The organism is Mesorhizobium sp. LEGMi-168a, from assembly GCF_058312955.1.
The window spans coordinates 21,692-44,712 of sequence record NZ_JBZEGV010000005.1 but is presented as its reverse complement, the minus strand read 5'-3'; the positions used below and the strand labels follow the sequence as shown (position 1 = coordinate 44,712).

The 23,021-nt window shown below is 64.9% G+C and carries 20 protein-coding genes and 1 riboswitch; of the genes, 11 read left to right on the top strand and 9 right to left on the bottom strand.

Annotated elements, in window-relative coordinates; all coding sequences use genetic code 11:
* Positions 1-7: 7 nt before the first annotated feature.
* From AC4FWB_RS08940 to AC4FWB_RS08930, 3 genes are all read right to left on the bottom strand, one after another.
* Complete coding sequence (locus tag AC4FWB_RS08940; RefSeq protein WP_491025630.1) at positions 8-1,954, bottom strand: PAS domain S-box protein; 1,947 nt, start codon at positions 1,952-1,954, stop codon at positions 8-10.
* Between the two features lie 153 nt (positions 1,955-2,107).
* A complete protein-coding gene (locus tag AC4FWB_RS08935) occupies positions 2,108-2,746 on the bottom strand; it encodes an NrsF family protein (protein WP_491025629.1) in 639 nt (212 codons plus the stop codon).
* Position 2,747: 1 nt separating this feature from the next.
* On the bottom strand, positions 2,748-3,284 hold the full coding sequence (locus AC4FWB_RS08930) for a sigma-70 family RNA polymerase sigma factor (protein ID WP_491025886.1): 537 nt from the start codon (positions 3,282-3,284) through the stop codon (positions 2,748-2,750).
* Between the two features lie 302 nt (positions 3,285-3,586).
* Positions 3,587-3,702, top strand: a riboswitch (guanidine-I (ykkC/yxkD leader).
* A 101-nt stretch (positions 3,703-3,803) separates the two neighbouring features.
* Between AC4FWB_RS08930 and AC4FWB_RS08925 the strand changes: the two genes are divergently transcribed.
* The 9 genes from AC4FWB_RS08925 to AC4FWB_RS08885 all read left to right on the top strand — a co-directional run bounded on the left by AC4FWB_RS08925 (position 3,804) and on the right by AC4FWB_RS08885 (position 13,248).
* Positions 3,804-4,868, top strand: coding sequence for a putative urea ABC transporter substrate-binding protein (locus tag AC4FWB_RS08925; protein WP_491025628.1), 1,065 nt, complete (start codon positions 3,804-3,806; stop codon positions 4,866-4,868).
* Between the two features lie 80 nt (positions 4,869-4,948).
* Complete coding sequence (locus AC4FWB_RS08920; RefSeq protein ID WP_491025627.1) at positions 4,949-5,782, top strand: ABC transporter permease; 834 nt, start codon at positions 4,949-4,951, stop codon at positions 5,780-5,782.
* A complete protein-coding gene (locus tag AC4FWB_RS08915) occupies positions 5,779-6,588 on the top strand; it encodes an ATP-binding cassette domain-containing protein (protein ID WP_491025626.1) in 810 nt (269 codons plus the stop codon). Before AC4FWB_RS08920 ends, AC4FWB_RS08915 begins: the two co-directional genes overlap by 4 nt.
* 12 nt (positions 6,589-6,600) lie before the next feature.
* Positions 6,601-7,809, top strand: a complete 1,209-nt coding sequence (locus tag AC4FWB_RS08910; RefSeq protein ID WP_491025624.1) for an agmatinase family protein — start codon at positions 6,601-6,603, stop codon at positions 7,807-7,809.
* A gap of 2 nt (positions 7,810-7,811) precedes the next feature.
* On the top strand, positions 7,812-8,348 hold the full coding sequence (locus AC4FWB_RS08905) for a hypothetical protein (RefSeq protein WP_491025623.1): 537 nt from the start codon (positions 7,812-7,814) through the stop codon (positions 8,346-8,348).
* Between the two features lie 45 nt (positions 8,349-8,393).
* Positions 8,394-8,987: a HupE/UreJ family protein gene (locus AC4FWB_RS08900; RefSeq protein ID WP_491025622.1), complete on the top strand. Its 594-nt coding sequence runs from the start codon at positions 8,394-8,396 to the stop codon at positions 8,985-8,987.
* 426 nt (positions 8,988-9,413) lie between these two features.
* Positions 9,414-10,421 carry an iron ABC transporter substrate-binding protein gene (locus AC4FWB_RS08895; RefSeq protein ID WP_491025621.1) on the top strand — a complete coding sequence of 336 codons (1,008 nt, stop codon included), beginning with the start codon at positions 9,414-9,416 and terminating at the stop codon, positions 10,419-10,421.
* A 173-nt stretch (positions 10,422-10,594) separates the two neighbouring features.
* A complete protein-coding gene (locus tag AC4FWB_RS08890; RefSeq protein WP_491025620.1) occupies positions 10,595-12,169 on the top strand; it encodes an ABC transporter permease in 1,575 nt (524 codons plus the stop codon).
* Positions 12,166-13,248: an ABC transporter ATP-binding protein gene (locus AC4FWB_RS08885; RefSeq protein ID WP_491025619.1), complete on the top strand. Its 1,083-nt coding sequence runs from the start codon at positions 12,166-12,168 to the stop codon at positions 13,246-13,248. Before AC4FWB_RS08890 ends, AC4FWB_RS08885 begins: the two co-directional genes overlap by 4 nt.
* Before the next feature lie 21 nt (positions 13,249-13,269).
* Here the strand turns inward: AC4FWB_RS08885 and AC4FWB_RS08880 are convergent, their stop codons facing one another.
* From AC4FWB_RS08880 to AC4FWB_RS08860, 5 genes are all read right to left on the bottom strand, one after another.
* Positions 13,270-14,067, bottom strand: coding sequence for a phosphodiesterase (locus tag AC4FWB_RS08880; RefSeq protein ID WP_491025618.1), 798 nt, complete (start codon positions 14,065-14,067; stop codon positions 13,270-13,272).
* 22 nt (positions 14,068-14,089) lie between these two features.
* The gene (gene ugpC / locus AC4FWB_RS08875) at positions 14,090-15,190 is read right to left on the bottom strand and encodes a sn-glycerol-3-phosphate ABC transporter ATP-binding protein UgpC (RefSeq protein WP_491025617.1); all 1,101 of its coding nucleotides are present in this window, start codon (positions 15,188-15,190) and stop codon (positions 14,090-14,092) included.
* Between the two features lie 11 nt (positions 15,191-15,201).
* A complete protein-coding gene (locus AC4FWB_RS08870) occupies positions 15,202-16,116 on the bottom strand; it encodes an ABC transporter permease subunit (protein ID WP_491025616.1) in 915 nt (304 codons plus the stop codon).
* 7 nt (positions 16,117-16,123) lie between these two features.
* A complete protein-coding gene (locus AC4FWB_RS08865) occupies positions 16,124-17,008 on the bottom strand; it encodes an ABC transporter permease subunit (protein ID WP_491025615.1) in 885 nt (294 codons plus the stop codon).
* 85 nt (positions 17,009-17,093) lie between these two features.
* Entirely contained in the window at positions 17,094-18,446 is a 1,353-nt protein-coding gene (locus tag AC4FWB_RS08860) for an extracellular solute-binding protein (protein ID WP_491025614.1), read from the bottom strand.
* A gap of 258 nt (positions 18,447-18,704) precedes the next feature.
* On the opposite strand from AC4FWB_RS08860, the gene AC4FWB_RS08855 reads away from it, so the two are divergent.
* Positions 18,705-19,754: an endonuclease/exonuclease/phosphatase family protein gene (locus AC4FWB_RS08855; RefSeq protein WP_491025613.1), complete on the top strand. Its 1,050-nt coding sequence runs from the start codon at positions 18,705-18,707 to the stop codon at positions 19,752-19,754.
* Positions 19,755-19,879: 125 nt separating this feature from the next.
* Positions 19,880-22,321, top strand: coding sequence for a bifunctional diguanylate cyclase/phosphodiesterase (locus AC4FWB_RS08850; protein WP_491025612.1), 2,442 nt, complete (start codon positions 19,880-19,882; stop codon positions 22,319-22,321).
* On the opposite strand, the gene tlpA is transcribed toward AC4FWB_RS08850, so the two are convergent.
* On the bottom strand, positions 22,313-23,005 hold the full coding sequence (gene tlpA, locus AC4FWB_RS08845) for a thiol:disulfide interchange protein TlpA (RefSeq protein WP_491025611.1): 693 nt from the start codon (positions 23,003-23,005) through the stop codon (positions 22,313-22,315). The two genes, AC4FWB_RS08850 and tlpA, sit on opposite strands and share 9 nt — an antisense overlap.
* Positions 23,006-23,021: the final 16 nt, after the last annotated feature.

Here is a 23,021-nt window from a genome sequence, read left to right as displayed (position 1 = left end):
CCGGCGCTCAGGATGCCGCGGCGAGCGGTAGAGACGTCACCCCTTCCTTCGGGGCTACGTCGGGTGCTGCCGAAACGCAACCGCGTCCGGCCGCCTTGGCGGCATAGCAGGCGGCGTCCGCCCGGGCGATGATCTCATCCACCTCGCCGCAGCCGGCGCGGATCGATGCGAGCCCGATGCTGGCGCCGATCGAATGCGGGCGGCCGTCCCAGCTGAAATTCAGGTTGCGGATGGCGTCGATGATCGAGCGCGCCGCGATTGCCGCCTGTGCCTGCGCGCTGGCTTTCAGGATGACCGCGAACTCATCGCCGCCGAGGCGGGCAACGATATCTTCCGGCCCAAGCACATTGCGGATGGCGTCAGCGACGCGCTTCAGCAGCGCATCGCCTGCGGCGTGACCGCCTGTGTCGTTGACCGCCTTGAAATGATCGAGGTCGACGAACATGAACTGATGTTCGCCGCCGTTGAGACGGCACTGATCGACCAGCTCCTCCATCGTTCGGATGAAGCTCGAACGGTTGGCGAGCCCGGTCAGCGCGTCATGGGCCGCGGCATAGGCCAGCTGGCGCTGCAGGGCGCGCGCGTCGGTGAAATCCTGGAAGACGATGACCAGCCCGCAAAACTCGTTGCGGTCGTTCATGATCGGCGACACCACCTGCCGGATGCTGCAGCGCGTGTCGTCGCGCCGAACGAGAACGGCACGTGTGTTCTGGTCGCAATGCTGACGGTCGCCGGCCGAGGGACGCGTCAGGCCGATCCTCTGCCCGGTTTCCTCGTCGACCGCCCAATAGACATGGCCGAGCACCTTGCCCAGCGCCTCGCCGGCGGTAACGCCGGTCAGCTTTTCGGCGACCGGGTTCATGAAGGTGATGCGGTTGGCGGCGTCGGTGCAGATAACCGCATCGCCGATCGACTGCAGCGTCACCCTGAGCCGCTCCTTCTCGTCGGCCAGCATGGCCGCCGAGACCTTGAGACGTTCTTCCGCTTCCTTGCGCTCGGTGATGTCGGTCAGGCTGCCGATGGCACGGATCAGCCGGCCTTCGCCGTCGCGCTCGATCGCCTTGCCGCGGTCCAGGATCCACACCCAGTGGCCATCCTTGTGGCGCATGCGGAACTCGGCCTCGAAGAAGGAAGTCTCATCGGCAAGATGCGCCCGGTCCGCCTCGGCGACGCGCTCGCGGTCGTCCGGGTGGATCATCGTCAGCCAGCGGTCGGGATCGCCGTCGAGCTCGCCATCGTCATAGCCAAGCATCCTCACCCAGGTTTCGGAATAGGTCGTGCCGCCCTTGCGCATGTCGAGGCTCCAGACGCCTTGTCCGGCGCTGGTCAGCGCGAAGTTCCAGCGGGTCTCCGCTTCGGCGATGCGCGCTTCGGCCTGCTTGCGCGCATCGATGTCCTCGATTTGCGACACGAGATAGAGTGGCCTGCCGGTTTCCTCTTCGCGGATGACGGAGCCGGCAAGCTGCGCCCAGACCGGAGTGCCGTCCTTCTTGAGGTAGCGCTTCTCGAAATGGAAGGAATCGATCTTTCCCTCCTTCAGCGCGACCATCGTCTCCCGGCCGAGTTCTAGATCGTCGGGATGCGTGATCTGGAAGAAGGTCAGCGCCTCGATTTCCGCGCGGCTGTAGCCGAGCATGGCGGCGAAGGCGGGATTGGTCTGCACGATGCGGCCGTCGAGACCGACGATGGCGACGCCGATCGCCGAATCCTCCATCGCGCGGCGGAAGCGCTGCTCGCTTTCGGCGATTTGCCGGTGGTCGGCCGCGATCCGGCGAATGAACAGCGCGAAAAGGAAAAGCGACACTCCGATCGCGGCAATCGACAGCTGCAGGCAGAGCCTGAGCTCCTCGACGCTGAGCCGAAAGCTCGGCGACAGAATCGATGCGGCCACGGCAACGATGCCGGCTATCATCAAGACCAGCACCGCGCGCTCGCTGGCCCGCGGAACTTTCAAACCCAACCACGCCACAATGCGATCCCACCCCATGCGCAACTGCGCGTTGCCACAACCCTGGCGGATCGATTTTAAGGAATGGTTGCGTGGGAGGCCGACCGCTCCGCTAACCGGCAAACAATTGCCGGCATGATTAAGGATCGGTGTGCGATCCTACCAGCGCACGAATAGCCGCCCGCCAAGCGCGCCGAGCGCGGTCAGGATGGCGATTGCGATCGTGTACCAGGTGGCGACGAACAGCGGCGAATCGTCGAAGCAATGCGCGGCATAGAACGTCGCCGCCAACCCTCCCGCCAAAAGGCCCGCGACCGCCCCGGCCAGCACCGGCCGCGTCGGCGCGCCGTAGCGCAGCATACCGAGGAAGATCGCCAGGGGGCCGATGCCGATCAGCGGGATGAAGCTCATGCAGATCATCATGTTGGAGCCGACGAGCCGCCTGCCCCAGTCGGCCTCGGGCACGACGAAAAGCTCCAGGATAACCGCCACCGCGACGAGCAATGGCGCGGCGACCATCCAGGCCATTGCCCGCTTTGTTGCCGCGCCAGGTATCGACAGGGCGCGGATCAGCGCGAAAGCGCTGGCGGCGAGCGTGAGCGTGAAGACGAACTTCGACATGAAGCGCATCGTGTGCATGGCAGGCATGATGTCGGGCCGCGGACCGATGGTCATGAAGAAGACCGCCGCCGCGACCGCTACCGCCACGCCGAAGGCTGCCCACCATGCCAGCCCCAGCGGCATCGCCTTGCTGCTTGCATCGGCGTCTAGCGCCTTGATGAGGTCCTCGGTTCTCATGTCACTGTCGTCCGAACCTTTTGGCGATCGCGGCAAGGCCGCGATGCAGCGACACCCTGACCGCCGTCTCGCTGACGCCGAGCTTGGCGGCCGTCTCGCCGATCGAATGCCCGTCGACCGAAATCGAGGAAACCACCGAGCGCTGCGCCTGCGGCAGGCCGTCCAGGGCCCTGGCGATGTCGCGCTCGCTGACCGTCTCCGCTTCCGGCTCAGCGAAAGTCTCGGCGATCTCGTCGATCTCGACCTCGATGCGCCGCCCGCGCCTGCGGAACGCGTCGATCAGCTTGAAGCGGGCGATCGCATAGACCCACGGCAGAACCGGCGCATCCTCGCGCCAGGTGTGCCGTTTGACGTGAATGGCCAGCAAGGTTTCCTGCACGACATCCTCGGGGTCGACCCCGCCCTGTACGATCTTGCGCCGGACAAAGCCGCGAACGAGAGCGGCAATCCGGTGCAGAAAGTCGGCATACGCCCTTTCATTTCCCGCGATTGCGGCCCTGAACAGCCCGGAGAGTTCGGCCTCGTCCTTGCCGGTCACAGAGTCCACTCCCCCGATTTTCGTGCTTCGGCGCTGATTTGTTACGTGGCCGATCAAATAATGTCCAAGCCAAAGTACCGGAAAATCACGAAAGTTTGCGGCGGCCGCCACGCCTTTTCAAATTTCGCGGGAAGGCGCGGCCAGGCAACATCCGAGACGGTCGCACGGCACGATGCTGCTTATTTCGGCGGCGCTGCGATGATTTTTGCGCCATAGGCGTGCCGCTGCCGCCTTCATAACCCGGAAAAACAGCCTCAACCCGGCGCATTTCAGATTGGCACGGCCCTTGCTTCGTATCGGGCGTGCAGAGCGTCTAGGGTTCCGGCCGTGTCGATCACGGTGCTGGTCCGAGAGACGCAGCCGCCAGGGATGCACTGAGGCATCCGGCGGAACACGGCGGGCCAAAATCCCGGGAGAACCCTGCACGGGTTTGCTGGCGCGAACCTCTCCCGGATGCGCGCTCCGTGAACCCCCAACAAAAGTCCGGACGCGATCCGGACCGCAAAACAGGGGTACGCAATGCTTCGCAAGCTGGCTGCAATCATCCTGGCCGCGTCACTCAGCCTTCCCTTCATTCCGGCCGCGCAAGCGGCGCCCAAGAAAGACTTCAAGATTTGCTGGTCGATCTATGTCGGCTGGATGCCGTGGGGCTATCTCGCCGACAGCGGCATCATGAAGAAATGGGCCGACAAATACGGCATCAACGTCGAGATCGCCCGCATCAACGATTACGTCGAGAGCATCAACCAGTACACCGCCGGCGGCTTCGACGGTTGCTCGATGACCAATATGGACGCGCTGTCGATCCCGGCCGGCGGCGGCGTCGACACCACCGCGCTGATCGTCGGCGACTTCTCCAACGGCAACGATGCCGTCATCCTCAAGGACAAGACCGCGCTCAAGGACATTGCCGGCCAAAAGGTCAATCTCGTCGAGCTCTCGGTCTCGCACTACTTGCTGGCGCGCGCATTGGATACGGTCGGGCTCGCCGAGAAGGACATCACGGTGGTCAACACCTCCGACGCCGACATGGTCGCCGCCTACGGCACCAGCGATGTCACGTCCGTTGTCACCTGGAATCCGCTGGTTTCGGAAATCGTCGCCATGCCGGGCGCCCACAAGGTGTTCGATTCGACGCAGATCCCCGGTGAGATCATCGACCTGATGGCCGTCAATACCACGACGCTGAAGGATAATCCGGCGCTCGGCAAGGCGCTTGTCGGCGCATGGTACGAAGCGATGGCGTTGATGACCTCCGGCACGCCCGAAGGCAAAGCGGCCAAGGAAGAGATGGCCAAGGCGTCCGGAACCGATCTTGCCGGCTTCGATGCGCAGCTCGCATCAACGGCGATGTTCTTCGAGCCGGCCAAGGCGGTCGCGTTCACCAAGGGCGCCGAGTTGCCCAAGACGATGGATCTCGTCCGCAATTTCCTGTTCAGTCACGGCATTCTGGGCACCAACGCGCCCAGCGTCGATATGATTGGCATGAGCTTTCCCGATGGCTCGACATTGGGTGATGCCGGCAACGTCAAGCTGCGGTTCGACCCGGCCTTCATGGCGGAGGCGGCGGCCGGAATGCTCTAAGACCGATCGTCATGCTGGCCAGAGGAACCGGTGCCGTACAAGCTGGGGCAGGCGCGAACTCAGCCAGCCCGCCCCCCAGCGTGCCGAAGGCTCGGCTTCGCCTGATCAACGCCACCGTCTCGCGTGGCGGAGCGGTGTTGCTTGGCGCGTTGCCGTTCGCGGCCGTTGCGGTGGCTTATCTGGCCGCATCGGCGCAACGGCTGGCCGTCAACGCCAACGACAAGCTGCTGCCCTCCGCGGTACAGATGTGGTTGGCGTTCTTCGACTTGGCGACCGTGCCGGACAAGCGTTCCGGCGACCTGATCCTGTGGGCCGACACCTATGCCAGCCTGGTCAGGCTGTTCGCGGGCGTTGGCCTTGCGACGCTGGCGGCGCTCTTGCTTGGCATTGCCATCGGTTTCATCCCGCGCGTCAGGGCCTTCGTGCTGCCCTTCGTCACCGTCGTCTGCGTTATCCCGCCCCTGGCGCTGTTGCCGATCCTGTTCATCGCGCTGGGCCTCGGCGAAACGGCCAAGATCACCTTGATCGCCATTGGTGTGGCGCCCGTCATGGTACGAGACATCGCCAACCGGGTCACCGAACTGCCGCCCGAGCTCGTCGCCAAGGCACAGACCCTCGGCGGCAACAGCTGGACCATGGTTCTGAGACTGGTGCTGCCGCAGACCATGCCGCGCCTCATCACCTGCGTGCGGCTGGCGCTCGGGCCGGCGTGGCTGTTCCTGATCGCGGCCGAGGCCATCGCCTCGACCGAGGGGCTGGGCTACCGCATCTTTCTCGTCCGGCGCTACCTGTCGATGGATGTCATCCTGCCCTACGTCGTCTGGATAACGCTGCTCGCCGTCGCCACCGACTGGCTGCTGGCGCGGCTCTCGCGCGTGGTTTCCCCCTGGGCGCATCAGGGGGCGGGAAAATGAGCCGCATCGTCGTCCACGGCCTGGAAAAGAGCTACGGCGATGTCCGTGTGCTGGAGCGGGTGAGTGTAACCGCCCAGCCTGGCGAGTTCCTGTCTCTGGTCGGCGCCAGCGGCTGCGGGAAATCGACCTTCCTGCGCATCCTGCTCGGCCAAGAGCGGCAGAGCGGCGGCGTGGTCGTCATCGGTGACCGGCCGATCGTGCCGGAACCGACGCCGCAGCGCGGCATCGTCTTCCAGCGCTACTCGGTGTTTCCGCATCTGACCGCGCTGCAGAACCTGCTGCTGGTCGAGGATTTCCGCTCCGGCGGACCATTCGCCCGCGTTTTCGGCGCCAGACGCAAGGCCGCGAGACAGGAAGCCGAGACCATGCTGGAGCGCGTCGGCCTCGCTCATGCCCGCGACCTCTATCCGGCATCGCTCTCCGGCGGCATGCAGCAGCGGCTGGCGATCGCCCAGACCTTGCTCGGCCGGCCGCAGATCCTGCTTCTCGACGAGCCGTTCGGAGCGCTCGATCCGGGCATTCGTGTCGAGATGCACGAGTTGCTCACCGAGCTTTGGACCGAGCACGGCATGACCGTAGTCATGGTCACCCACGACATCGGCGAGGCCTTCAAGCTCGGCACCCGCGTGCTTGTCTTCGACAAGGTGCGCCATGATCCCCAGTTTCCGTCCGCCTACGGCGCGACGATCACCTACGATCTGAAGCTCGACCGCAAGAGCCGGGCTTCCGCACGAGACGTGGCCGAAGTGGCCGCGATGGTCGGGACGGCCCGACTGGACAGCGCAATCGCGACGACGGCGTCGTAACGGAGGTTTTTCATGCACAGAGACGTTCCAGAGCGCCGGCATCGCCGGGCCGGGCTATTTGATCGGCAGCCGCGCCAGCGCTTGCACCATCCCAACTTCGAGATCCGCGATATGCAGGGCTGGAGGTCGATCGAGGCGGAAGGAAAGCTGCCCGAGGACGGCTGGCGCAAGGAACAGAAATGGGCGCTGAACATGGGCCTGCCGGGATCGGATTCGATCACCGACAAGTCTATCCCGACCTTCGCGCGCGGCGAGCTGCCGCATTTCGCCGGAATCAACACCTTCCTCAAGGCGCCCTATGTCGAGAATGTCCGCGACGTCGGCCGATATGACGCTGCCGTCATGGGCATTCCCTTCGACAGCGGCACTACCTACCGTCCGGGAACCCGTTTCGGGCCGCAGGGCATCCGCCGTATCTCGGCACTTTACACGCCTTACAATTACGAGCTGGGCGTCGACCTGCGCGAGCAGATGACGCTGTGCGACGCCGGCGACGTCTTCACCATTCCGGCCAATCTCGAAAAGAGTTTTGACCAAATCACCAAGGGCGTCAGCCATGTCGCCTCCTCCGGTGCGCTGCCGATCATGCTGGGCGGCGATCATTCGATCGGGTTCCCTTGCGTGCGCGGCATCGCCGACGTCACCTCGAAGCGCATCGGCATCATCCATTTCGATCGCCATATCGATATCCAGGAAAAGGATCTCGACGAGCGCATGCACACCACGCCCTGGTATTGGGCGACCAACCTGCCGAACGTCTCGGCCACCAATCTGGTGCAGCTTGGCATCGGCGGCTGGCAGGTACCCCGCTACGGCGTTGCCGAGGCCAGGAAGCGCGGCACCAACGTGCTGACGATTTCGGACATCGAGCAGATGGGGCTGGAAAAGACGGCGGAGATCGCGCTCGAGCTGGCGTGGAAGGACGCCGACGCCGTCTACATTTCCTTCGACGTCGACAGTGTTGACTGTGGTTTCGTGCCGGGCACGGGCTGGCCCGAGCCCGGCGGCTTCCTGCCGCGCGAGGCATTGAAGCTGCTCGGGCTGGTCTCGGCGCCTGGTATTTGCGGGCTGGAAGTGGTCGAGGTGTCGCCGCCATACGACACCTCCGACATCACCGCGCTGTTCGGTGTGCGGGTCGTCGTCGAGGCGCTCGGCTCGATGGTCGCCCATGGCACGCTGGGCAAGCACAAATCCATCATCGACAAGCCGACGAGCTTTTGACCATGCACGATGATCATCATCACCACAGCCACAACCATGGCGACGGCCACCACCATCATGGGCCGATTGGCCACCATCACCATCCGCTCACCGTCGGTCACAACGGGCCGGCCGGCAAACCGTTGCAGTGGCAGACGCCGCATTTGCCGCACGAGCATGCGCACGAGCCAGCCGACCCGCCCACGACCGATCTCGATCTCGTCGAAACGGCCTTTCTCGATGGGTTCGCGCGGGCGCCCGATCCGTCCAGCTTCCTGCGGCTGGCCGGCATTCCGTTCCTCGGTGAAACCGCCGACGGCAAGCGGCTGCATCTGCTGCGTGTCGAGACGCAGGATATCGTCGATGTCGGTGCCGTGATGCCGCTGATCGGCGGCGCCGGCGTGACCTACAACCCGCTGCCCGCGAAGCTGACGTCACACCGGCGGCGACTGGCCTTCGTCTACCACGACGGCAAGAGCCAAAGGCCTCTCGATTTCAGCGAGGCGCGGCTTCTGATCGACAAATCCGCGGCGGCCGAAATCGTGATGCCCGGACAATGAACGCCGGCTGTGACCGGCTCACTCCCTTCAGACAGGTCTAGAACGATGAACAGAATGCTTTCCATCCTCACCAGGCTTGCCCCGACGGCCACGGCGGTTCTCATGCCGTCGCTGGCCTTCGCCCATACCGGCGGCTTCCATGTCCACGGCCTTCTGAGCGGCCTTCAACACCCGCTGGCCGGCGTCGACCATCTGCTTGCGATGCTCTCAGTCGGCATCATCGCGGCCCGAACCGGCGGCAGGGCCGTCATCCTCGTGCCGGCCTGTTTCATCGCGGCGATGGTCGCCGGGGCCTTGCTCGGGATCGCCGGCATCGGCTTGCCCGCGCTGGAGTCCGGGATCGCGCTATCGCTGGTGATTTTCGGCGCCATGGTCGCGCTCGCCAGACCGTTTCCGCTTGCCTTCGCCGCATCGCTGACGGCGCTCTTCGGCCTCTTCCACGGCAACGCCCATGGTCTCGAGACTCCAGAGACGGTCGGTGGCATGGCCTATGCGATCGGTTTCCTGGCCAGCACCTCGGCTTTGCATGCGACCGGAGTGCTTGCCGCCCTGACGCTGCGGAGCCGGCCGGCAGCCATCCGCGCGGCCGGGGTCGGCACCTCGCTGATCGGAGCCGCGCTGGCCGCGCAGCTCTTCTGAACCGGCGGCTCAAGGAGCGCAAGAAAAGGAGGCAGAGCCATGTCCAGGCCATTGACGATCTGGCGGCGCATTCGAGAGCTGCTGTACCAGATCCTGAAGGCACGAGCCGAACGGCTCTGACCGGATCCACTTGACGGCTCACCGCACGGGACCGGTGTTGCCGGCCCCGTGCGACTGGTAATTGTTCGGCTCGAAACAGCCGGAGCCTTTTCAACGAGGGGCATAACAACCTTCGAACACCGCCAGTCGATTGATTGGGCGTGCAAGATCCTACGACAGCCCAATTCACATGGAATTGTCCGCATGGCGCCGGCTTTCACGCCTCCGCGACGGAATGAGCCACCCCTACAATGTTGACTATCACTATCAGGTATTGGTAGGTGCAGCGTCTGCCTGGGGCGGATCACCAAGATCAAGGACCATGCCATGAAATATGCTCTTTCCACCCTTGCCGGCGTCGTTGCGCTGACAGCCAGCCTGGTCGCCGTGCCGGCTCTGGCCGAGGATGCAGGCATCATCGTCTACAATGCCCAGCATGAGAGCCTTGCCAAGGAATGGGCAAAGGGCTTCACCAAGGAAACCGGCATCAAAGTGACGCTGCGCAACGGCGGCGACAGCGATTTCTCCAACCAGATCGTCGCCGAGGGCGCCGCTTCGCCCGCCGACGTGTTCCTGACCGAGAACTCGCCTGCTATGGCGCTGGTCGAGGCAGCCGGCCTGCTCGCGCCGGTCGATGCCGACACGCTGGCGCAGGTCCCGCAGGAGTATCAGCCCTCCAGCGGCAAGTGGGTCGGCGTCGCCGCCCGCAGCACCGTCTTTGCCTACAACAAGGACAAGCTCAAGGAAGACCAGCTGCCCAAGTCGCTACTCGACCTCGCCGATCCGAGCTGGAAGGGCCGCTGGGCCGCCTCGCAGGCCGGGGCCGATTTCCAGGCCATCGTCAGCGCCCTGCTCGAACTCAAGGGCGAAGCCGCGACCGCCGACTGGCTGAAGGCCATGAAGGAGAACTTCACCGCCTACAAGGGCAACAGCACGGTGATGAAGGCGGTCAATGCCGGCGAGATCGAGGGCGGCGTGATCTACCACTATTACTATTTCGGCGACCAAGCCAAGACCGGCGAGAACAGCAAGAATATCGGCCTGCACTATTTCAAGAACCAGGATCCGGGCGCGTTCGTGTCGATTTCCGGCGGCGGCGTGCTGGCTTCGAGCAAGCATCCGAAGGAAGCCCAGGCGTTCCTGAAATGGGTCACCGGCAAGGGCGGCCAGGAGATCTTGAAGACCGGCACGTCGTATGAATACGCGGTCGGCAAGGGTGCCGAGTCCAATCCGAAGCTCGTGCCGCTGGCCGATCTGCAGGCGCCCAGGATCGATCCGACGCACCTGAATTCCAAGAAGGTCATCGACCTGATGACGCAAGCCGGCTTGCTTTAGTTCGCGTTCGTCCTAAAAGGACAACCGACCGTGCTCCTGCGGGAATTCGCTTTCCGCGGGAGCGTTTTTGTTTTGGAGATGGCCTCGTCGATGACGATCAGCTGCCTTTCCGGCCGCGTCAGCGGTTCATCGAATTGCCTTCGTTCGTCGTGCCTGGCGGTGCACACCCCCTGATGGCATCCGCGATCGACCTCACGCCTGCAGGCTTGCCGGCTGCCGCAAGGCAGAGCCGACGGTCCACGTCGTGGATCACGCTTGCCGCCGCCCTGATCTCGCTGATCGCGCTGCTGCCGCTCGCCTTCATCGTCTGGACAGCGATCCAGACTGGCTGGGAAACCGTGATCGCGCTGATCTTCCGCCAGCGCGTCGGCGAGCTCCTGGTCAACACCATCCTGCTCGTCGTGGTCACCGTCCCGATCGCCATCATGCTGTCGGTGGCGCTCGCCTGGCTGACCGAGCGCAGCGATCTGCCCGGCAACCGGCTGTGGTCGTGGCTGTCGGTCGCGCCGCTCGCCATCCCCGCTTTCGTCCACAGCTACGCCTGGATCAGCCTTGTGCCTGGCCTGCACGGGCTCTGGGCCGGCGTGCTGGTCTCCGTCATCGCCTATTTTCCGTTCCTCTATCTGCCGATCGCAGCGGCGCTGCGCCGGCTCGACCCCGCGCTGGAAGACGCCGCGGCCGCCCTTGGCCTCGGCCCTTGGCGCGTCTTCGCGCGCGTCGTGCTGCCGCAATTGAGGCTCGCCATCTGCGGCGGCTCGCTGCTGGTCGGCCTGCATCTGCTTGCCGAATACGGGCTTTATGTCTTCATCCGCTTCGACACCTTCACCACGGCGATCGTCGACCAGTTCCAGTCGACCTTCAACGGCCCGGCGGCCAATATGCTCGCCGCCGTTTTGGTCGCCTGCTGCTTCGTGCTGCTCGGCGTGGAGGTGGTCGTGCGTGGCGAGGAACGCTATGCGCGGGTCGGCTCGGGCGCGCCGCGCCAGCAGCAGCGCGCCCGGCTTGGCCGCACCACGTTGCCCTGTCTGCTTTTGCCCGCCGCCACCGCGCTGCTCACGCTCGGTGTGCCTTTCCTCACCGTCGGCCGCTGGCTGCTTGCCGGCGGTGCCGATGTCTGGCGCTGGGACGAGATCGGCCCCGCATTCGGTCAGACGTTGGTCCTCGCCCTCGCCGGGGCGCTGCTGGCGACCATCGCCGCGATGCCTATGGCCTGGATCTCGATCCGCGCGCCGGGCCGCTTTCAGCGCCTGCTCGAGAGCTGCAACTACATCGTCGGATCGTTGCCGGGCGTCGTCATCGCGCTGGCGCTGGTCACCATCACCGTGCGCGTCGCCCTGCCGCTCTATCAGACGCTGTTCACCATCCTGTTCGGCTATGCGCTGATGTTCCTGCCGCGCGCGCTGGTCAGCCTGCGCGCTTCGATCGCGCAGGCGCCGGTGGAGCTCGAACGCGCCGCCTCGAGCCTCGGCCGCCCGCCGCTCAAGGCGCTGTGGTCGACGACGATCCGGCTGTCAGCGCCGGGTGCCGCGGCCGGCATGGCGATGGTTGCGCTCGGCATCACCAATGAACTGACCGCCACCCAGATGCTGGCGCCGAACGGCACCCGCACGCTGGCGATGGCGTTCTGGTCCTACAGCGGCGAGATCGACTATGCCTCCGCAGCACCCTACGCCTTGATCATGGTCGCGATCTCGCTGCCGATGACCTTGATGCTCTATATCCAGTCGAAGCGGATGGCCGGACGATGAGCTTCCTCGAACTCAATGGCGTGGAGAAACACTATGGCAAGGTGGCAGCGCTTGCCGGCGTCGACTTGCAAGTTGAAAGCGGCAGCCGCACCGCGGTCGTTGGGCCGTCCGGCTGCGGCAAGACCACTCTGCTCAGGCTGATTGCCGGCTTCGAGGCGCCTGACCGCGGCCGCATCGCGCTCGACGGCAAGGTGCTCGCCAATGGCGGCGCCGCCGTGCCGGCGCATCGCCGCGGCATCGGCGTGGTGGCGCAGGACGGGGCGCTGTTCCCACATCTCACCATCGCCGACAATATCGGTTTCGGCATGCCCCGAAACGCCGAGAAGCGCGCCGAGCACATCATCGAGCTGGCCTATATCGTCGGGCTGGACAAGGCGATCCTGAAGCGCCGGCCTCATGAGCTCTCCGGTGGCCAGCAGCAGCGCGTGGCGCTGGCACGCGCCATGGCGATGAAGCCGAGGCTGATGCTGCTCGACGAGCCTTTCTCGGCGCTCGACACGGGCCTGCGCGCCTCGATGCGCAAGGCGGTGGCCGAGCTTCTGGAGGAAGCCGGCATCACCACCATCCTGGTCACCCACGACCAGGCCGAGGCGCTGTCCTTCGCCAGCCAGGTGGCCGTCATGCGCGACGGACTGTTCTCGCAGGTCGGTACGCCGCGCGAGCTCTATTTCCAGCCGAAGGACAGGATGGTTGCCGAGTTCCTCGGCGACGCCATCATTGTGCCGGCCAGGATCGCCGACGGCTTTGCCATCTCGCCGCTTGGCCGCATCGCCGTCGACACGGCCGAGCGGCGCGATGTCGCCCGCATCATGCTCAGGCCCGAGCAGGTGCTGCTCAAGCGCACCTCACGCGAGGGCATGTCGGGAACGCCGGATATGCTGTTCGGCGAAGTGACGGATTCCGAATTCGCCGGCTCGGTCTGCACCGTCGCGGTGCGGCTGCTCAACAGCCCCGACCCGCCGGATGCCGCCGCGATCGGCAACACGCCGCTCATCCTGCGCAAGACAGGCATGGACGCGCCGGCCGTCGGCGAGATCGTGCGCCTCACCGTCTCCGGCAAGGCGCACGTGTTCGCTTGAGCCTCAGGCTGGCGCGGTGTTCTACCGCACCCGCTCGCCTGTCGCCGGCGACCAGAGCGGCCAGCTCTCCAGGAAATCGTGGCTATGGATGACCACGCGCTGCCCGTCGATCAGGATGATCGAATAGGCTGGCGGCGCCTGCTCGACCACCTCCTCGCCGACCAGGTCGAGCATGAAGCGGGCATGCAGGCCACGCTGCGCCGAGAACGGGATGCCGGCGACCGTGCCGGCGATGTCGCGATGTACATGGCCGAAGAAGATGTAACGGACATTGCCGTGGCGCGTCAGCACATCGAGCAGCCGCTGCGGTTGCTCGAGGCCGAGCGGATCGAGGATCGTCAGGCCGAGTTCGACCGGCGGATGGTGCAGGAAGACATAGACCGCCCTGCCTGCCGCCTCGGCGAGCCGTGCGTCCAGCCAGGCAAGCCGGTTGTCGCACAGTTCTCCGGTGACGCGGCCTTCCGCCAGGCTGTCGAGGAAGAGCAGCCGGCCCTCGGGCGCGTCGAAGATCGATTGCACGAAGCCGTTGCCGTCGGTGCCGTTTTCCGGGAAGGCCGCGATCAGGTTGGCGCGGCGGTCATGGTTTCCGGGCAGCAGCCGGTACGGCACGGTCAGCCGGCTGAGCGCCGACTTCAGGCCGGCATAGCTCTCGGCTTCGCCGTCATCGGTCAGGTCGCCGGTGAAGACGCAGAGCGCCGCATCGCCATGGCGGGCGTTGATGTGGTCGATGCAGCGGTCGAGCCGCTCATTGAGGTTCGCGCCAAAGCGAACCTCGCCCCGACGGCCGAGATGGACGTCGGTAACCTGGATGATCTTCATTCCGTAAACCCTCTTTCGATCTTTACAGCGCAGGCTCCGGCACCGAAGCCTTGAACACGTCGAGCCGGCTTCCGGTTTCCGACGAGAAGAAGTGCAGGTCACTCTCGGCGAACTGCAGGCCGATGGCGCTGCCCGGCTCCGGGTGAACGGTCTCGGAGGTCACCACCGAGAACGGCGCGCCGTCGAGATCGACATAGACGACCCGGCCGGCGCCCAATTCCTCGACGAGGTCGACCGTTGCATCGAGCGCGCCCGGCGTGCCCGGCGCCACCATGCGCACGGCTTCCGGCCGAATGCCGACCGCGACTTTGGCGCCGACTGGCAGGCCCGCGCGCGATACGTTGAGCTTGCGGCTGTCGCCAAGCAGCGACAGCCCGTCGAGCGTGACGGTGCCTTCGAGCATGTTCATCGCCGGCGCGCCGACGAAGGTCGCGACGAAGCGGCTCGCCGGCCGGCTGTAAACCTCCGCCGGCGTGCCGACCTGCTCGACGCGGCCGCCATTCATCACCACCAGCCGGTCGGCCAGCGTCATCGCCTCGACCTGGTCGTGGGTGACGAAGACCGAGGTGGCGCTGAGGCGCCGGTGCAGCTTGCGGATCTCCGAGCGCATCTGCACGCGCAGCTTGGCGTCGAGGTTGGAGAGCGGCTCATCGAAAAGGAAGACCTTGGGCTCGCGGATCATGGCGCGGCCCATGGCGACACGCTGGCGCTGGCCACCGGAAAGCGCCATCGGTTTGCGGTCGAGCAGGTGCTCGAGCTCCAGGATGCGGGCGACGGCCTGGATGCGCTGCGTGCGCTCGGCAGCAGAAACGCCGGCCACCTTCAGCGAATAGCCGATGTTCTGGGCCACACTCATATGCGGATAGAGCGCGTAGTTCTGGAACACCATGGCGCAGCCGCGCTCGCGCGGCTCGAGCTTGTTGACCACCGTGCCGTCGATGGCGATCGTGCCGTCGGAAATCTCCTCCAGCCCCGCGATCATCCTGAGCAGCGTGGACTTGCCGCAGCCCGATGGCCCGAGGATGACGACGAATTCGCCGGATTTGATGTCGAGATTGACGCCGTGCACGACCTGCATCTTGGCGTAGCTTTTTCTGACGTCACGAATAGTGATGGAGGCCATTTCCTGTCTCCCTATTTCTCGGTGGCGATCAGGCCGCGCACGAACCAGCGCTGCATCAGCACCACGACGATCAGCGGCGGCAGCATGACGATCAGCGTGCCGGCCATGGCGATATGCCATTCCGGCGCGCCGCCGACATTGGGGATGAGCTGCTTCAGCTCGGTGACCGCCGTCGCATGCGACTGATCCGTGGTGATCAGCAGCGGCCACAGATACTGGTTCCAGGCCCACAGGAACATGATGGTGCCGAGCGCCGCCATGTTGTTGCGCGACAGCGGCAAGAGGATATCGATGAAGAAGCGCAGCGCACCGGCGCCGTCCATGCGCGCGGCCTCGGTCAATTCGTCCGGCACGGTCAGGAAGAACTGGCGATAGAGGAAGGTGCCGGTGGCGGTTGCGATCAGCGGCATGATCAGGCCGGTATAGGAATTGAGTAGCCCCAGGCTGAGCGAGACCTGCACTCCCGATACTTTCTCGATCAGCCAGGAGAGCCCGGTCACGTCCATGATCGCCTGGTAGGGCGACAGCACATTGGCGACCACCGCGTAGGTCGGCACGATGCGCACTTCGAGCGGCAGCATCAGCGTGACGAAGATCAACCAGAAGATCAGCATCCGGCCCGGATAGCGGAAATAGACGATCGAGAAGGCGGTAAGCGCCGAGATGATCACTTTGCCGGCGGCGACGCCCGCCGCCATGACGAAGGAATTGAAGAGCTTGGGGCCGAGGTCGGCCGTCGTCCAGGCGGTCTTGATGTTGACCCAGAAATCGCTGCCCGGCAGCAGCGACATCGGCACGTCGTTGACGTCTTTCAGATTGTGCGAGGCGGCGATCGCCACGATGAGGAAAGGCGCCACGCAGAAAACGAAGCCGGCGAACAAAATCAGATGCGTGAAGAAGTTGAGGATCGGGGTGCGCTCGACCATGGCCGCCTCAGCGATAATGCACGCGCCGCTCGATGAAGCGGAACTGAACGATGGTCAGCAGGATGATGAGCAGCATCAGGATGATGCTCTGCGCGGCGGCGCCCGAATAATCGAGGCCTCTGAAGCCGTCGGAATAGATCTTGTAGACCATCAGGTTGGTGGCGTTCGCCGGGCCGCCGGCGGTCATGATGTCGACGATGCCGAAGGAATCCTGAAAACTCTCGGTGATGTTGATGACCAGGAGGAAGAAGATCGTCGGCGTGATCAGCGGAAACTGGATGTCCCAGAAGCGCCGGACGACGCCGGAGCCGTCCATTGCGGCCGCTTCGATCAACGAGCGCGGGATCGCCTGCAAGGCGGCGAGGAAGAAGATGAAATTATAGCCGACATATTTCCAGGAGAACGCAATGATGACGGAGGCCATGGCGTCGGCGCCGTTGAGGCCGGGATCCCAGAAGCCCGGCCAGAACTTGTTGACGGCGGCCATGAAGCCGGCTTCCGGCGCGAGGATGAAGCGGAAGGCCAGCGCCAGCGCGGGCGCTGCGATGCCGTAGGGCCAGATCAGCACGACCCGATAGAGACGCGAGCCGGCAAGCTGCCGGTCGGTCAAGGTGGCGAGCACCAGCGCGATGACCATCGCAAGGCCGGTGCTGATCCCGGCAAAGGTCAGGCTGGCGGTGATTGAGTTCCAGTAGTCGGCATTGGCGAGGATCGAGCGGAAATTGTCGAGCCCGACCCAGATATTGCCGCCGCCCCAAGGCTGCTGCAGCGTCAGCGACCAGTAGACCGCCTGTCCGGCGGGCCAATAGAAGAAGGTGAAGATCAGGATGAGCTGCGGCACCGCGAACAGGATGCCGATCGTCCATCTGCCGAAAGTGACGCGTTTTTCCATCGATCCGCCGAAGCCGTCGAGCGGCTAGCCCTGATAAGAAACGGCCGCCCGCCAGTTATCGGCGGGCGGCCACGAATTGTCGAGGCTAGGGCAGCGTCTTGTTCGGATAGGTCTGCTGGAAGCGGTCGAGGATGGCGTCGCCGTTCTTGACCAGCGCGTCGATGCCGTCCTGCACGCTCTCCTTGTTGGCGAAGATCGCCTGCATCTGGGTGCCGAACTCGGCGCGGATCTGGGTGAAGTTGCCGAGGCGGATGCCGCGGGTGATCTCGGTCGGCTCCGAGGCGGTCAGGCTGGCGATCGCCACTTCACGACCCTTGTAGGGCGCCTTGTCGTAGAAGCCGGAAGACTTCATGTACTCGAAGCCCGACTTCGTCACCGGAATGTAGCCGGTGTTGGTCGACCAGAACAAAGCGGTCTTGGGGTCGTGGATGAAGTTGAGGAAGGCCGCCGCGCCCTTGTATTCGGCGTCGGACTTGCCGGAGAGCACCCATAGCGAGGCGCCGCCGACCAGCGAATTCTTGCGTTCGGTGCCGGCATAGACCGGCAGTTCGGCGACATCCCAGTTCATGCCTTCCTTCTGGGTCTTGCCGACGGTGCCGTGGTCGCCGACCGAGGTCATGATGACCTGGCAGGTGCCGGTGGCGAAGGCCTGAACCATGTCCTGGCCGAGGTCCTTCGACTTGATCTTGATCAGGCCGTCGTCATACCACTTCTTCAAGTCGGTGACGTACTGGACGAACTTGGTCCTGTTCATTTCCAGGCGGGCATCGAGGCCGTCATAGCCGTTGTTCTTGGTGGCGATCGGCTGGTTGTGGATGGCCGAGAACTGCTCCATCAGCTGCCAGCTTTCGTTGCCGGAAATGTTGATTGCCATCGGACAATCATAGCCGGCGTCCTTCAGCGCCTTGAGGTCGGCGCCGACGTCTTCCCAGGTCTTCGGCGCCTCGGTCTTGCCGATCTTGGCGAAGGCGTCCTTGTTCCAGTACATCAGCGCCGTCGAAGAGTTGAACGGGAAGGACAGCATCTCGCCCTTCGACGTCGCGTAGTAGCGGGCGATGCCGGGGAAATAGTCGCTGTAGTCGATCTTGTAGCCGTTTTCCTCCATAAGCTTGTCGGCGGGCTTGTAGGCGCCCGACAGCATCATCGTGGCGGTGCCGACGTCATAGACCTGGACGACGGTCGGCTGCTTGCCGGCGCGGAAGGCGGCGATCGTGTTCTGCAGCGTGGCGTCGTAATTGCCCTGGCTGGTGCAGACCACCTCATAGTCGGACTGCGAGGCGTTGAAGTTCTTGCACAGCGTGTCGACGACGCGTGCCAGATCGCCCGACAGGCCGAACCAGAAATCGAACTTTACCGGCTCTGCAAAGGCAGGAACCGCGAGCGCGGTGCTGAGCGCGCCGGCGGCAAGGGCAGTGAGGCCCCGCTTGATGATGGTCATGGTTTTTCCCTCTTGAGTGGCAGTGTGACAAGGGTTTTGCGCAAGTCCTTGCCCGCTCTCTTAGAGAAGGTATGTGACAGTTCTGTTGTGGCCCCTGGACCGGTAGCTGAGGCCCTGTGGACAGCCAGTCTCTCCTCCCCCTCGGCGGTCGCGCCGGCATGAAAACGTCATATCGGCGGTCTAGGAAGCTAGGGCGCCACAAGACGGCGTAAAGACCACCCATGCTTAACCGGCTAAATTGGATGCCGGCGAAATTGGATGAACGACATGCTTGTCCCGCAATTGACCCATGTGCCGATGGCTGACCGCCTGGCGATGCGGCAAGGTCCGCGCGACAGCGCCACCCATATGCGCCACGCGGCCGCCATTCCGGCGCTCGGCGAGATCGAGATCGGCGGCAAGACGTCGCTCGATCGTGTCGGCGACAGCCTGAGGGTGATGGCCTGGAACGTCGAGCGGCTTCGCCATGTCGAGGCGATTGCCGCGACGATCGCCGGGCAGGCGCCGGACGTCGTGCTGCTGACGGAGGTCGACAAGGGCATGGCCCGCTCCGGCAACGGTCATCCGCTGGGCCGGCTTGCCGAACGGCTCGGCCATGCCTTTGCCTATGGCGTCGAGTTCGTCGAGCTGGGCACCGGCAATGAAACGGAACGGACGGCGGCCGGTGGAACGCTCAACGAGGAAGGCTTCCACGGCAACGCCGTGACCAGCGCCGTGCCGCTCAAGCGCCCATTCCTCATTCGCCTGGACGCCGCCGGCGGCTGGTTCCGGCCCGAGCGCGGCCAGCCGCGCATCGGCGGGCGCATGGCGATCGGTGGCCAGGTGCTGCTCGGCGAGCGCCGGGTGACTGTCGTTTCGGTGCATCTCGAAAACCGCACCGATCCGGCCGGTCGCGCCGACCAGACACGTCACCTCCTCGACGCCATCGACAAATACGATGCGCAAGCGCCGGTACTGATCGGCGGCGACTTCAACACGCTGACCGCTACCCATGAAGAACGCCACGACGACCCGGCGGCATGGCGCGCACGCATCGCCGCCGAGCCGGACCGGCTAATTGAGGTCGATCGCCACGAACCGCTGTTCCAAGTGCTTGCCGAGCGCGGTTACAACTGGCGTGATGCCAACAACCTCGACCGGCCGACCCAGCGGCGCGCCGCCGGCGATCCGACGCCGATCGGCCGTATCGACTGGTTCTTCACCCGCGGCCTTGCTGCCAACGCGCCGGCGACTTTGCCGGCACTGTTGCCGGACGGCAGCCCGAGCACCGATCACGACGCGCTCGTCGTGACGGTTCGCCTCGAATGACGGCCATTGGGCAATACAACCTGAGAGGCACGCCTCGGTTGCAGGCGCACTAATCGATTCTTCAGCCGTCGAGCCCTAATCAATTCCATTGCCTTGATTGATGCGGGAAGATCAGGTGAAGCAAGATGTTGACCGTCTATAATTGCATCGTGCACGAGCACGATCTGAGATTGGTCGCGCTTGCGGCGCTGATTTGCGGAATCTCCTGTTACTCCGCGGTCAATCTTCTTCGCCACGTCCAGCAATCGACCAGTCGAAACCGCTATACTTGGCTGTTGATTGCGGCGACGGCGACCGGATTCGGCATCTGGGCGACGCATTTCATCGCCATGGTCGCCTTCACGCCGGGAATACCCAATGCCTACAACGCCGAGCTTTCCGCGCTGTCGCTGGCAGCTTCCGTCATCCTGACGGCTGCGGGAATGTGGATCGCAACGCTGCGCGGCGGCATCGATCACTACCTTGTCGGCGGCGCCGTGCTCGGCGCCGGCATCGCCGTGATGCACTATACCGGCATGGCGGCGTTCGAGGTCCAGGGCAGGATCGTCTGGAATGAGCTGCTCGTCGCTCTTTCGCTGGTGGCGGGCGTCACGCTCGCCGCGCTTTCGCTGTTCGTCGTGCTGCGCCGCCCGTCGACCCTGACGACGATCGCCGCCGCCATCCTGCTGACGCTGGCGATCTGCACGCTGCATTTCATCGCCATGGCGGCGGTGTCGATCTACCCGGATTCCTCGATAGAGATCTCAAAATTCACCATCGCGCCGCTGTCGCAGGCCTTTGCCGCCGCGGCGGCAAGCCTGGTCATCCTGGTGCTCTCGGCCGCGGCGCTCAGGATCGATCTGCGCTTCCGCCGCCACCGGATCGAGGCCGAGCGCATGCATGGCCTGGCCAACGCCGCCGTGGAAGGGCTCATCGTTTGCGACGGCAGCCGCATCGTCAGCGCCAACGACAGCATCGCGGCGCTGAGCGGCGTCGCCCCCGGCACGCTGAACACCATGACGCTTGGCGATCTTTTCGGCGAACGCATCGCCTCGAGCATCGCCGCCGGCAACGGCCAGGCGCAGGAAGCCGAGTTGCGCAGCCAGGACGAGACCCGGATCCCCGTCGAGCTGATCGCCCGCAGCATCGACTATTGCGGCAAGCCTCACGACGTCGTCGCCGTCCGCGACATACGCGAGCGCAAGAAGGCCGAACAGGAGATCCTTCACCTCGCGCATTTCGATCCGCTGACCGGGCTTGCCAATCGCCGCAGCTTCACCAGCCGGCTCGAGGCCGAGATCGCCACGGCGGGCAGCAGCGGCAAGGGCGGGCAGCTTGCGCTTATGCTTCTCGACCTCGACCGGTTCAAGGAAGTGAACGACCTTTTCGGTCACGCGGCCGGCGACGCCGTGCTGCAAAGAGTGGCGCAATGCGCCTCGAGCGTGCTCCGCCAAGGGCAGATGCTGGCCCGCCTTGGCGGCGACGAGTTCGCCATCATCGCCCCGAACCTTCCCGACCCTCAGGCCGCCGGCCGCATCGCCGAGGCGGTGCTTTCAAAACTGCGCCAGGAGAGCGGGTTGTCGGCCGGCGTCGAGATGGTCTCGGCCAGCATCGGCATCGCCCTCTACCCGCTGGATGCCGACGAACTTACGGCGCTGGTCAGCCATGCCGACACCGCCCTCTACCGCGCCAAGGCCGAAGGCAAGGACACCTACCGCTATTTCGAAGCGTCGATGGGCGCCGAGGCGCGCGACCGGCGCGTCATGGAACACGATCTGCGCCAGGCGGTGGCGCGCGGCGAGTTTTGCCTCGTCTACCAGCCGCAGAAGGAAATCAGCAGCGGCAAGATGATCGGGTTCGAAGCCCTGATCCGCTGGCACCATCCGGAGCGCGGCAACATCCCGCCGTCGGTTTTCATCCCGGTGGCCGAGGACAGCGGCGCCATCGCCCAGATCGGCGAATGGGTGCTGGCGACGGCCTGCGAGGAGGCCGCGCGCTGGAAGAATCCGCTGACGATCGCCGTCAACGTCTCGGCGGTGCAGCTGCACAATCCGAATTTCAGCCGCAAGGTGCACGAGATCCTGCTGCGCTCCGGCCTGCCTGCCGGCCGGCTGGAGCTCGAAGTGACCGAGACGGCGCTGATCAAGGATATGCCGCGGGCGCTGGCGACCTTGCGGCAGGTCAAGGCGCTCGGCGTCCGCGTCGCGATGGACGATTTTGGAACCGGCTATTCGTCCCTTTCCAACCTGCGCGCTTTTCCGTTCGACAAGATCAAGATCGACGGCTCGTTCATCAAATCGGTCGACAGCAACGGCCAGGTCGCGGCCATCGTGCGCGCCGTGCTGGGGCTGGGGCGCGGCCTCGGCCTGCCGGTTCTGGCCGAAGGGGTCGAGACGCTGGACGAATTGCGCTTCCTCGATGCCGAGGATTGCGAGATCGGCCAAGGATATTATCTCGGCAGGCCGGGACCGATCGAGACCTTCAGCGAGCTGACCGGCGTGCCAGCGCCGGCCGCCAATGATCGCGTCATGTCGCGTGGCGGCAGCATTCTGATGCTGGAACCGGCCGCCGCATCGCGCTCAGCCTGATGACGGGCTGACCGCCGCCTCCACCAGCCGCTTGGCGTCGGGGCTCGACCATTCCGCCGGGCCGTTCATATGCGCGATCAGGCAGCCTTCGCCGTCGATCAGCATCGTCACCGGCAAGCCGAGCGCCAGCCCGCGTGTCTTGACCTCGTTGAACAGAGCTATCGTCGGATCCCGATAGTAGCCGAGCGTCTCGACGCCGATCTCCTTGAGGAATTTCTTCGGCTTGGCGTCGTCGCCCGTGTCGACATTGACCGCGACGACCTCGAAGGCGTCGCTGCCCTTTTCCTTCTGCAGCGCGTCGAGCGCCGGCATTTCGGCGCGGCAGGGCGCGCACCATGTCGCCCAGAGATTGAGCAGCACCGTCTTGCCGGCGTGATCGGCTATCGTCATCGGCTTGCCGTCAGGCCCATTGAAGGCCAGGCTCTTCAGCGACTGCGGCGGATCCGCCGGCTGCAGCGCCGCGACCTGGCCGACGGCCTTTGCCGCGATCTGCTTGGCTCGCTCGCCCTTGGCCTTGCAGGCGACGTCGTCCTTGCCGCTATCAGCGGCGGCAACCTGATCTGGCGCATTGTTGCCAGAACCGCTCTCGCTGACATATACCGCGACCGCGCCGGCCAGCACGCCCGCCACCAGGGCGGCGAGGATGAGGCGCGGGGCCGGGAAGAATTTATTGCCGTCTGCCATTTTCTTAAAAACTGCT